The sequence below is a fragment of the Candidatus Methylomirabilota bacterium genome, assembly GCA_035260325.1.
GTDB lineage: Bacteria > Methylomirabilota > Methylomirabilia > Rokubacteriales > CSP1-6 > AR19.
Map to the genome: position 1 here is coordinate 1 of DATFVL010000088.1, position 11,113 is coordinate 11,113.

Here is an 11,113-nt window from a genome sequence, read left to right on the forward strand (position 1 = left end):
GAGGCGGCCCGCCAGCTCGTGCTCCTGCCGCTGTCGGTGACGGGCCGGATGACGGACCGGTACTTCCGGCCCGGCGTGCCATGGATCGCCTTCGTGATGCTGGTGTTCTGGTGCGCGCTGGAAGCGACGATCTTCACGTACACGCTGATGCCGACCCTGTCGCAGGTGCTGGCCGACCTCGCCGGCACCGACCAGGTGCCGCGAGCGACCGGGACGGTCCTCTGGTTCTTCTTGCTCCTGCTGATCATGGGCAGCTTCGCCTGCGTCCAGGCGCTCGTCGACGCCGTCCGGAAGCGCGAGTTCAAGTTCATGGTCCAGATCGTCCTGGTAGAGATCTTCGTCATGTTCTTCGAGGTCATGTTCCTCTACCGGGAGCTGGTCGACGCCATCACCCCCTGGATCGTCCAGCAGACGGGGGACAAGTTCCACCCCGGGATCTGGTTCACGATGGGCGTGGCCACGTTCGGCTGGATCGGCATTCGCGGCATGACGTGGTTCCTGTTCGGCCAGTACGGGACGGCGCCACTGCTCGCCTTCATCTCGCGCCAGCCGATGACGGTCCCCGAAGGGCAACCCTTGATGGCGGAGCCCGAGGCCGCCTGGTGGCAGGCGCCGCTCGCGGATTTCAAGCGCGAGATCGTCTGGCTCCACGAGAAGAGTGACCAGCTCCTCGAGTACCTCGGTCTGCCCGTGCTGCACCTGGTCGCCGCCGCGCTGAACTTCGCGATGGTCCTCGTGACGGGCCGGCCGGTCTTCAGCCTGCCCTTCAAGAGCCTCAAGGAGGTGACGGAAGCGCGGGAGGTTCTCCTGGCCGGCATGCACCTCCAGCCGCGACGGCAGGGCAACCTGTGAGCCGCCGCGTCCGCTCGCTCACCGTCGCGCTCGCCGCGGGCGCCCTGCTCGCGACGACGGCCATGGCGCAGCAGCCCACGACGGACCGCGTGGGACGAGAGACGCTCTTCGTCGGCGTGGACACGAGTGGGTCCTTCGTCCAGGCGGGGGACTATCCCAATGCGATGAGCTTCCTCGCCTACTACCTCTATGGCCACCTCAACGGCCTCGGCGGGCTCAGCCAGCCGCGCGAGCTGTTCGTCGCGGCCATCGGAGGCAAGTCGGCGAGCGAGCCCAAGGCCTTCCACCCGATCCTCGACTTCGCGGGCAAGGACATCGCGCAGATCGAGGCTGACCTCAAGCGCTGGTTCCCGTCCACCGATACGCTCACGGACTTCAACGTGTTCTTCGCCCAGGTGGCCCGGATCGCCAAGGAACGCAACCTCGTCCTCAGCCCGATCACCGTGCTGATGGTGACCGATGGCATTCCCGACGTGCCGATCGCGAGCGTCAAGGCCGGCTCGCTGGCCATGTACCAGAAAATCGATCTCCGCCCGCTCGAGTACCTGTCGAGGAACCTCACCCTACGGCTCATCTTCGCGAGCCCCAAGGTGGGAGAGTACTGGCGGAAGGAAGTGCCGAGGCAGCGGGTCAGGCTCTGGACGACCGAATCCGAGGTGATGAAGGGCTGGCGCCATCAGCTCACATCCGGGGTCGAGCCGGCCGACCAGACGCGGCTGTGGAAGTGGGTGCGGGCCAACGTCGACTTCCGCGTCCGCTCGCGCCCGCTCTGAGAGAGGCAGAAAACGAGCGTCAATTGGAGAGGTGAAGCGAGGCCGGTGATAGGCTGATCGCGATGCGCTATCACTTCTCCGGGGTGGCCGGCGCCGGCATGAGCCCGCTGGCGTGTCTCCTGCGGGCGCGCGGCCACCATGTCCAGGGCTCCGACCGCGCGCTCGACCAGGGCCGGGCGCCGGACATCGCCAGGCACCTCCAGGCGCTCGGCATCCGGCTCGTCCCGCACGACGGCGCGGCCGTCACGCGCGCGATCGACCGGTTCGTCCACTCCACCGCCGTCGAGGCCGACACGCCCGAGATGCGGGCGGCGCAGGCGCTCGGGCTCGAGTGCGTGCCGCGCCCGCGGCTCCTCGCCGAGGTAGTCAACGCCGGCGAGCCCGGCATCGCCGTCGCCGGCACCAGCGGCAAGAGCACCATCGTCGGCATGGTCGCGTGGCTCCTCGGCCAGGCGGGCGTGCCCGCCACCGTGATCTGCGGCGCGACGCTCGTCGGCGAGGGCACGGGCGGATCCTTCGCCGCCGGCCCCGCCGGGGGTCCCGTCGTCGCCGAGGCCTGCGAGTCCGACGGTACGCTCGTCGGCTACCGGCCGGCGATCGGCCTCGTCCACAACGTGAGCCGGGACCACGGGGAGCTCCTGGCCCTCCGTCCCCAGTTCGCCGCGTTCGCCGAGAACTGCGGCCGGCTCTTCGTCAACGCCGCGTGTCCCGAGGCGGCGGCGCTCGGGCGCCGGGTCAAGACGCTCACCTACGGCGCCGCGGCCGGTGCCGAGGCGCGCCTCACGGTCAACACCGTGGGTCCTCACCGCGCGTCCGGCGTGCTGAGGCTCGACGACGACGAGCTGGCGCTCGACGTCCCGCAGCCCGGGCTCCACAACCTCGAGAACGCCGCGGCCGCGGCGCTGATCGCCCTCGAGCTCGGCGTGGCGCGCCACGCGCTCGAGATCCTGCTCGCGAGCTTCCCCGGCGTCACGCGCCGGTTCGAGGTGATCGGCACGACGCCGAGCGGCGTCCGCGTCGTGGACGACTACGCGCACAACGGCGAGAAGATCCGCGCGGCGATCGCCACGGCGCAGGCGGGCGCGCCGCGGGTGCTCGCGGTCTTCCAGCCCCACGGGTTCGGCCCGGCGCGCTTCCTGCGCGGAGAGCTCGCGGCTCTGCTGGCGCGCCTGCTCCGCCCCGAGGATCGCTTCTGCTACGCCGAGATCTTCTACGCGGGCGGCACGGTCACGAAGGACATCTCGAGCCGCGCGCTCGCGGACGACCTCCCGGCAGGCCGCCGCTGCGGCTACGCCGCCGACCACGAGGCCGCGCGGCGCTGGGTGCTCGCCGAGGCGCGGCCCGGCGACACCGTGCTCATCATGGGCGCGCGGGATCCCGCGCTTCCCCGCCTCGCGCGCGCGGTGTTCGAGAGCGTCGCCGCCTAGTCGTCCTCGAGCACCATCCGGCGGAACGCCTCGGCGGCGCGCAGCCGCCGGCGCGCGCCCTGCTGCCGGGCCCAGCCGGTGATGACCGGCGCCGGGTTCCAGTCGCCCATCTGGCTCGCGTGCTCGCGCAGCGCGCGGATCTTGACCTCCAGCACGGGGGCGATGTCGATGAACGTGTCCGCGCGGTCCGAGGCGTGGAGCCAGACGGCGCGGACGTGGTGGGGCTCGAGACCCTCGTCGAGCAGCTCCGGGAAGATGAAGCGCGTCTCCGCCGACGGAAAGACGGCGTCGAGCGCCACGTCGGACGCCACGCGATGATCGGGGTGGTTCATGTAGCGAGCGCCGAAGAAGCGGACGGTCGGATCCCCGCACACGACGGCGTCGGGCCGGTAGCGGCGGATCAGGCGCGCGAGGTCGCGCCGGAGGGCGATCGTCGGCTCGAGCACGCCGTCCGCGTAGCCGAGGAACAAGACCTCCTCGACCCCCAGCACGCGGCAGGCCGCCCGCTGCTCCTCCTGCCGGATCTTCGCGAGCCGCTCGCGGGTCATGTCGGGCGGCGTGTGGCGGTTCGAGCCCGCCTCGCCGTTGGTGAGGCAGACCGTCACGATCCGGCTGCCCGCGCGCGCCCACTTCGCCAGCGTCCCCGCGACCGTGAACTCCTGGTCGTCCGGATGGGCGTGGATCGACAGCACGCGCGCGGGCGCGGGCGGCTCCTTGCGTCTCACGGGCATTAGAGCAGCGCGGCGATCGCCTGACCGACCTCGGTCGTCGTCGCCTTGCCGCCGAGGTCGCGCGTCAGCGTCTTGCCTTCCTCCACCAGACGCTCGATCGCCGCGACGACGGCGCGGGCCGCCTCGGCGTGACCCAGGTGCTCGAGCATCATCGCGCCCGTCCAGATCTGCGCGATCGGGTTCGCGATCCCCTTGCCCGCGATGTCGGGGGCGGAGCCGTGCACGGGCTCGAACATGGACGGGTATTCCTTCTCGGGGTTGATGTTGCCGCCGGGCGCCAGGCCGATCGAGCCCGCGATGGCGGGGCCGAGATCGGAGAGGATGTCGCCGAAGAGGTTCGAGCCGACGACGACGTCGAACCAGTCGGGGTGCTGGACGAAGTGGGCGGTCAGGATGTCGATGTGAAACTGCGCCGTCTTGACGCCCGGGTACTCCTTCGCGATCGCGGCGAAGCGCTCGTCCCAGAACGGCATGCTGTGGATGATCCCGTTCGACTTCGTCGCCGAGGTCACGTGACGGCGCGGCCGCCTCGTCGCCAGCTCGAAGGCGTAGCGCATCACGCGGTCACAGCCCCGCCGCGTGAAGATCGCCTGCTGGACGGCCATCTCCTCCGGCGCGCCCTGGTAGAGCCGCCCGCCGATCTCGGAGTACTCGCCCTCGTTGTTCTCGCGCACGATCAGCATGTCGATGTCCGCGGGCCCGCGGCCGGCGAGCGGCGACCGGGCGCCCTTGAGCAGCCGCACCGGGCGGAGGTTGACGTACTGGTGGAACCCGCGGCGGATCGGGATCAGGAGCCCCCACAGCGAGACGTGGTCGGGCACGCCGGGGGATCCGACGGCGCCGAGGAAGATCGCCTCGAAGCCCCGGAGCTGGTCCAGCCCGTCCTCCGGCATCATCCGGCCCGTCTTCGTGTAGCGCTCGCAGCTCCAGTCGAACGTCGTCCACTCGACGTCGAAGCCGAACCGGCGGCCGGCCGCGTCGAGGACGCGCCGGCCCTCGGGCACGACCTCCTTGCCGATCCCGTCGCCGGGAATCACCGCGATCCTGTGTCGCATGAACTCCTCCTTGCCGAGCAGGATACTTCCATGTAGTGGTAATGCGCATGAGCGATTACAAGTGCCTGCTCTACGAGGTGAAGGACGCCGTCGCCACGCTGACGCTGAACCGTCCCGAGCGCCTCAACGCGCTCGGCGACACGCTGCGCGAGGACCTCCACGCCGCGGTCCTCCGCGCGAGCCAGGACGGCGACGTGCGCGCGGTGGTGCTGACCGGCGCCGGCAAGGCCTTCTGCGCGGGCGGCGACGTGAAGGCCATGAACGAGGCCAAGGAGGGCCGCGCCGAGCGCCCGCTCGCGGAGAAGGTCGCGCCGCTCCGCGACCGCGTGCTCCTGGCGCTCCGCGACGCGCCGAAGCCCGTGATCGCCGCGGTGAACGGCGCCGCCGCCGGCGCCGGCATGAACCTGGCGCTCGGCTGCGACATCCGGCTCGCCTCGACGGCGGCGAAGTTCACCCAGGCGTTCGTCAAGCGCGGCCTCCACCCCGACTGGGGCGGGACCTACTTCCTGCCGCGCCTCGTCGGCATGGCGAAGGCGTGCGAGCTCGTCTTCACCGGCGACGTCATCGACGCCCAGGAGGCGCTGCGGCTCGGGCTCGTGAACGCCGTCTACCCGCCCGAGGAGCTGATGCGCGCGACCTACGAGCTGGCGAAGAAGCTCGCCGCCGGGCCGCCCGTCGCGATCCGCCTCGCCAAGCGCGCGCTCTACCACAGCGAGGCGGCCGACCTGCGCGCGGCGCTCGAGTTCGAGACCTTCGCGCAGAACGTCTGCTTCGAGACGGAGGACGCGCGCGAGGGCATCCGGGCGTTCGTCGAGAAGCGCGCGCCGCTGTTCCGCGGGCGCTGAGCCCGCGCCGGCGATCTAGCGCCCGCCGGCGACGAGGCGCGCGCCCGCGACGAGGGCGCGGAGCTTCGCGAACGCCACGTCGCGCGCCAGGAACTTCATCCCGCAGTCGGGCGCCGCGACGAGGCGCCCGGCCGGCACGTGGCGGAGCGCCGCCTCGAGGCGGCGCGCGACGGCGTCGGGCGTCTCGGGCGTCGGGTCGCCGAGGTCGAGCACGCCCAGGACGATCGTCTTGGAGGGGAGCGCGTCGAGCGCCGCCGGGTCGAGCCGCGGCTGCGCCGCCTCGATGGACACCTGCCGCGCGCCGCACCGGTCGAGCTCCGCCAGGAACGAGTAGCCGCTCGCCTTGGTGCTCCCCGCGAGCGCGTGCGAGTACGCGTAACCGAAGCAGAGATGGACGCACGTCGGCTTGTCGAGCCCGGCGAGGGCGCGATCGATCGCCGGGATCGCGTACGCGCGGGCACGCTCGGGCTGGGCCTCCAGGTAGGGCTCGTCGAGCTGGATCGCGTCCACGTGGGGCTCGAGGTCGCGGAGCTCGGCGTTCACCGCCTCCGCATAGGCCATGGCGAGCCGCGCCGGGTCCCGGTAGTGCTCGTCCTCGGCGAGCTGCGCGAGCGTGAACGGTCCGGGCACCGTCACCTTGATGAGCCGGTCGGTCACCGAGCGGAGGAACCGCACGTCGCCGAGGCACACGGGCCGCGCGCGGCGAATCGGTCCGACGATCCGCGGCACCGGGATCGGCCGGCCGAGGCGGCTCACCGCGGTCCCCGGCCGGTCGAGGTCCACGCCCTCGAGCGCGTTCGCGAACTGGTTGAAATAGGACTCGCGCCGCTGCTCGCCGTCGGTGACGACGTCCACGCCCGCGCGCTCCATGTCGCGCACCGCGAGGCGTACGGCGTCGTCCTGCGCCTCGGCGAGGAAGGACTCGGCCACGCGCCACACCTCCGGCATGCGGACGCGGGGGACGACGGACTGCTGGAACTTCGCCCTGTCCACGAGCCAGCCCGGCTGCGGATAGCTGCCGACGACGGTGGTCGTGATGCCGGGGCTCATCGGCGATCAGCCGATCGGCGGGTGAGAGCACGTGGCGCCGCCGTCCACGACGAGCCACGTGCCGGTGATCCACGAGGATTCCTCCGCCGTCAGGAACAGGATCGCGGCGACGACGTCCTCCGGCATGCCCACCCGGCCCAGCGGGATGTTCTTCCCCCAGCGCGCGAGGATCTCCTCGGGATCGTCTTCGGGCTTGAGCCGGCTCATCGGCATCGGCGTCCAGATGCGGCCCGGACACACCGCGTTGACGCGGATGCCGTGCGGCGCGTAGTCGAGCGCCATGTTCTTGGTGAGGAGATTCACCCCGCCCTTGGTCGCGTTGTACGGCGCGAGCTTCGGGTCACCGACGATCCCGGCGACGGACGACACGTGCACGATGGATCCGCCGCGGCCGGCCTTCACCATCTCGACGAGCGCGAAGCGCGAGACGAGGAACACGCCCGTGAGGTCGATCCGGAGCATTCGCTCCCAGTCCTCGAGCGAGACGGTGGTGACCGACGCGTTGCGCACGATGATCCCGGCGCTGTTGACGAGGACGTCGATGCCGCCGAGCGTCGTCACGGCCTCGGCGACCATGCGCTCGGCGTCGGCGGCCGAGCCCACGTCGCCCTGCACCAAACCCGCGCGCCCGCCGGCCCGGCTCGCGCGCCGGACCGTCTCCTCCAGCTCGGCCCGCCGCCGGTCGGAGACCATGACCGCCGCGCCCTCGCGCGCGAACAGCTCGGCGGTCGCGCGCCCGATGCCCGTCCCGCCGCCCGTGATCAGCGCGCGCTTGCCCGCGAGCCGCATGCCGTCGGTCCCTCCCGGGGCGGTAGGGTAGCATCGTACGCGGATCTCCTTTGTTCGTTGCTCGGCGGCCGGGCGCGCGAGTATCATGGGCCCGATGACGCTCGGCGATCCGCCGCTCAGGACCCGACGCTGGACGCGCGTCGAGTACGAGCGGCTCGTCGACCAGGGCGTGTTCCACGCGGACGAGCACCTCGAGCTGCTCGACGGCCTGCTCGTCGTGCGCGAGCCCCAGGGCAGCCGTCACGGCGCGGCGCTCGCCGCTCTGTGTGACGTGCTGGCGCGGGCCTTCGGCGCCGGCTTCCACGTTCGGCCGCACCTTCCCGTCGCCCTGGACGACGCCTCCGAGCCCGAGCCGGACGTGGTCGTGGTTCCGGGCGGGCCGTGGGAGTACGCGTCCGGACCTGCCTCCACGCCCGTGCTCGTCGTCGAGATCGCCGAGACATCGCTCGCCCTCGACCACGGCGACAAGGGCAGCCTCTACGCGCGCGCGGGGATCGCGGACTACTGGATCTTGAACCTCACGGCCGCCGTGCTCGAGGTCTATCGCCGGCCCGGTGAGAACCCGGGGGCGCGCTTCGGCTGGGAGTACCGGCACGCCCAGTACCTCGCGCGCGCCGCCTCCCTCACCCCGCTCGCCGCACCCGCCAAGGAGATCGCGGTGGCCGACCTGCTCCCGCCGGCGTAGGGTGCGCCGCTCGCGCGACGTGCGCTCCGCCCCTCCCGCCGCGTGTCGGGCGTGACCGCCGTCAGTTGATGCGGCGCTCGCGCCCCTTCCAGTAGGGCTCGCGCAGCTCGCGCTTCAAGAGCTTGCCCGACGGATTGCGCGGGAGCGTCGCGGCGAAGTCCACCGACGTCGGGCACTTGAAGTGGGCGAGGCGCGCGCGCGCGAAGGCGATGATCTCGTCGGGGCGCGGCGCCATGCCGGGCTTCGGCACGACGATCGCCTTCACCGTCTCGCCCCAGCGCGCGTCGGGCACGCCGATCACAGCCACGTCGGCGATGGCGGGATGGTCGGAGAGCGCGTTCTCGATCTCGGCCGGGTAGATGTTCTCGCCGCCGCTGATGATCATGTCCTTCACGCGGTCGGTGAGGAAGAGGTAGCCCTCGGAGTCGAGGAAGCCCGCATCGCCCGTCCTGAGCCAGCCGTCGGCGCCGAGCGTCCGCGCCGTCTCCTCGGTCTTGTTCCAATAACCCTTGAAGTTCTGGACCGAGCGCGTCCAGAGCTCCCCCACCTCTCCCGCGGGGCAGTCGCGCTCGGTCGCCGGATCCACCACGCGCAGCTCGACCCACGGAAAGGGCTTGCCCGCCGAGCGCAGGAGACGCGCCTTCGGTCCCTCCGTCGCGTGGTCGGCGGCTGGGAGCTGCGTGATCGCGCCCGTGGTCTCCGTGAGCCCGTACACCTGCGTGAAAGGACAGCGGAACGTCTTCATCGAGCGCACGAGCACCTCGTTCGTGATCGGCGAGGCGCCGTAGACGATCGCGCGCAGCACCGAGTAGTCGCGCTCGGCCGCGCCCGGCACCGCGGTGAGGAACTGGAGCATCGCGGGGACGAAGAGGGCGTTCGTCACGCCGTGGCGCTCGAGCGTCGCGAGGATCTCTTGCGGCACGAACTCGCGCACGAGGATCGAGTGGCAGCCGCGTACCATGCCGACCAGCGCCCAGCCCGACCCGCCGATGTGGAAGAGCGGCATGCAGACGAGGTTCACCGAGGTCGCGTCCACGTGCCACAAGGGGCCGACGTGCGGCAGGAGCGTGCCGAGGTTTCCGTTGGTGAGCATCGCGCCCTTCGGCAATCCCGTCGTGCCCGAGGTGTAGAGCTGCATCGCCACGTCGCCCAGCGCCGAGACGCGCCCCGGGTCGCGCGCCTCGTGACGCGCGAGCCACGCCTCGTAGCGCTCGTGCGTCTCGCGCCGGGGCTCGGCGCCGATCACGATGACCTTCTGCACGGTCTTGAGCACCGGCTCCATCTCGTCCAGGTGGCCGAGGAAGTCGGGCCCGACGAAGAGGAGCTTCGCCTCGGCGTCGTTGACGATGTAGGCCATCTCGGCGGGCTGGAGCCGCCAGTTGACGGCCACGTCGACCACGTTCGCCTTTCCGCCGCCGAAGAGGACCTCGAAGTACTCGGGCCCGTTCTTGTCCACGAAGGCGACGCGGTCCTGCTCGGCAAGCCCCGCGGCGAGCAGGCCCTGCGCCACCCGGCTCGAGCGCGCGTCCATCTCCGCCCAGGTGATCGTGCGCGCTCCGAACGTGATCATCGGCAGCGCACCGCGCTCCCGCCCGTGCTCGCGGATCGTATCGGCGAGTGACCAGGTCATGGCGCGATCATAGCTGATACGATAGCCCGTCGTCACCGAACAACCACCGGGAGGCGAGGATGCCCAAGCAGCCGCTGCCATCGGAAAAAGAAGTCCTCGGCTACATCCGCGAGCGCCGGAACTGGGGGCGCTGGGGCAAGGACGACCAAGTGGGCGCGCTCAACCTCGTCACGCCGGCCAAGCGCGCGGCGGCGGCCCGGCTCGTCCGGAGCGGGCGCAGCGTGTCGCTGAGCCGGCCGTTCCCCAAGGAGCCGGGGCCGAACAACGCGCTGCCGGCGCACCACTTCATGAAAACGCACCCGCGCGGCAAGGGCGGGTTCGCCGCCGACTACTACGGCATCTACTACCACGGCGTCGCCTCGACCCACATCGACGCGCTCTGCCACACCTGGGACGACGAGGCGATGTGGAACGGGCGCGACCCGCGCAAGGAGATCACGTTCGACGGCGCCCGCTTCGGCTCGATCGAGCACTGGCGCGAGGGCATCATCACCCGCGGCGTGATGCTCGACGTCCCCCGCCACCGCGGCGTGCCGTGCGTGACGCACGACGCGCCGGTCCACGGCTGGGAGCTCGACGACATCCTCGCGAAGCGCGGCGTCCGCCTGGAGCCCGGCGACGCGGTCGCCGTCTACTGCGGGCGCGAGGCCTGGCAGGCGCAGGACCCCGAGCGGCCGTACAGCCGGCCCTTCACCGTGGGCGGCGGCCAACCCGAACGCCCGGGGCTCCACGTCTCGTGCCTGCCGTTCCTGCGCGACCACGACGTGAGCGTGCTGGTCTGGGACATGCTCGACCATCTGCCGATCGGCTACGACATCCCGTGGGCCGTCCACGCGGCGCTCTTCGCCTACGGCGTGGGGCTCGTGGACAACGCGCTGCTCGAGCCGCTGGCGCGCGCGTGCGTCGAGGAAGGGCGCGACGAGTTCATGCTGGTGGTCTCGCCCCTGCCCGTCACCGGCGGGACGGGCTCGCCCGCGAATCCCCTCGCCGTCTTCTGAGGTGTATCTTAAGCGTGACATTGACGTCGCGAGGGCGGGCTGATGGAATGAGGCGCGTGGGAATCTACGACCAGATCAAGTCCGCGATGCAGGACCTCGTGGCGCCAGCGCTCCACGAGATCCGCGGCGAGATCCAGGCGATGCGCTCGGGTATCCAGCGGGTCGACGAGAAGGTTGACTCGTTGCGGGCCGAGATGGGTTACATGAAGGGCGAGCTGATCGCCGAGATCCGGCGGCTCGACGCCCGGATCGACGGCGTGGACCGCGAGCTCAGGACC

At 71.4% G+C, this 11,113-nt stretch carries 12 protein-coding genes; 7 read left to right on the forward strand and 5 right to left on the reverse strand.

Translation table 11 applies throughout. The features are described from left to right. From VKG64_06195 to VKG64_06205, 3 genes are all read left to right on the forward strand, one after another. Positions 1-852, forward strand: an 852-nt coding sequence (locus tag VKG64_06195) for a hypothetical protein (GenBank protein HKB24630.1), incomplete at its 5' end; no start/stop codon positions are given. Continuing rightward, positions 849-1,625, forward strand: coding sequence for a hypothetical protein (locus VKG64_06200; protein HKB24631.1), 777 nt, complete (start codon positions 849-851; stop codon positions 1,623-1,625). The genes VKG64_06195 and VKG64_06200, both read left to right, overlap by 4 nt. A gap of 62 nt (positions 1,626-1,687) precedes the next feature. Further along, complete coding sequence (locus VKG64_06205) at positions 1,688-3,052, forward strand: Mur ligase domain-containing protein (protein ID HKB24632.1); 1,365 nt, start codon at positions 1,688-1,690, stop codon at positions 3,050-3,052. Here VKG64_06205 and VKG64_06210 read toward each other — a convergent pair. Further along, positions 3,049-3,777, reverse strand: coding sequence for a PIG-L deacetylase family protein (locus VKG64_06210; GenBank protein HKB24633.1), 729 nt, complete (start codon positions 3,775-3,777; stop codon positions 3,049-3,051). The genes VKG64_06205 and VKG64_06210 overlap by 4 nt on opposite strands. Positions 3,778-3,782: 5 nt before the next feature. Beyond that, positions 3,783-4,838 carry a tartrate dehydrogenase gene (locus tag VKG64_06215; GenBank protein HKB24634.1) on the reverse strand — a complete coding sequence of 352 codons (1,056 nt, stop codon included), beginning with the start codon at positions 4,836-4,838 and terminating at the stop codon, positions 3,783-3,785. Between the two features lie 47 nt (positions 4,839-4,885). On the opposite strand from VKG64_06215, the gene VKG64_06220 reads away from it, so the two are divergent. Next, entirely contained in the window at positions 4,886-5,683 is a 798-nt protein-coding gene (locus VKG64_06220; GenBank protein ID HKB24635.1) for an enoyl-CoA hydratase-related protein, read from the forward strand. 15 nt (positions 5,684-5,698) lie between these two features. Here the strand turns inward: VKG64_06220 and VKG64_06225 are convergent, their stop codons facing one another. Then, positions 5,699-6,733, reverse strand: a complete 1,035-nt coding sequence (locus VKG64_06225) for a 5-methyltetrahydropteroyltriglutamate--homocysteine methyltransferase (protein HKB24636.1) — start codon at positions 6,731-6,733, stop codon at positions 5,699-5,701. 6 nt (positions 6,734-6,739) lie between these two features. Further along, complete coding sequence (locus VKG64_06230) at positions 6,740-7,522, reverse strand: glucose 1-dehydrogenase (GenBank protein HKB24637.1); 783 nt, start codon at positions 7,520-7,522, stop codon at positions 6,740-6,742. Between the two features lie 85 nt (positions 7,523-7,607). Here VKG64_06230 and VKG64_06235 point away from each other — a divergent pair, with 85 nt between their 5' ends. Beyond that, positions 7,608-8,207 carry a Uma2 family endonuclease gene (locus VKG64_06235; protein HKB24638.1) on the forward strand — a complete coding sequence of 200 codons (600 nt, stop codon included), beginning with the start codon at positions 7,608-7,610 and terminating at the stop codon, positions 8,205-8,207. Positions 8,208-8,268: 61 nt separating this feature from the next. Here VKG64_06235 and VKG64_06240 read toward each other — a convergent pair whose 3' ends face one another. After that, positions 8,269-9,837 (reverse strand): long-chain-fatty-acid--CoA ligase, encoded by a 1,569-nt coding sequence (locus tag VKG64_06240; GenBank protein HKB24639.1) that lies wholly within the window; start codon positions 9,835-9,837, stop codon positions 8,269-8,271. A 59-nt stretch (positions 9,838-9,896) separates the two neighbouring features. Here VKG64_06240 and VKG64_06245 point away from each other — a divergent pair, with 59 nt between their 5' ends. Together VKG64_06245 and VKG64_06250 are read left to right on the forward strand one after the other, a co-directional pair. After that, positions 9,897-10,835, forward strand: a complete 939-nt coding sequence (locus tag VKG64_06245; GenBank protein HKB24640.1) for a cyclase family protein — start codon at positions 9,897-9,899, stop codon at positions 10,833-10,835. A 56-nt stretch (positions 10,836-10,891) separates the two neighbouring features. Next, on the forward strand, positions 10,892-11,113 hold a 222-nt coding region (locus VKG64_06250), incomplete at its 3' end, for a hypothetical protein (GenBank protein ID HKB24641.1).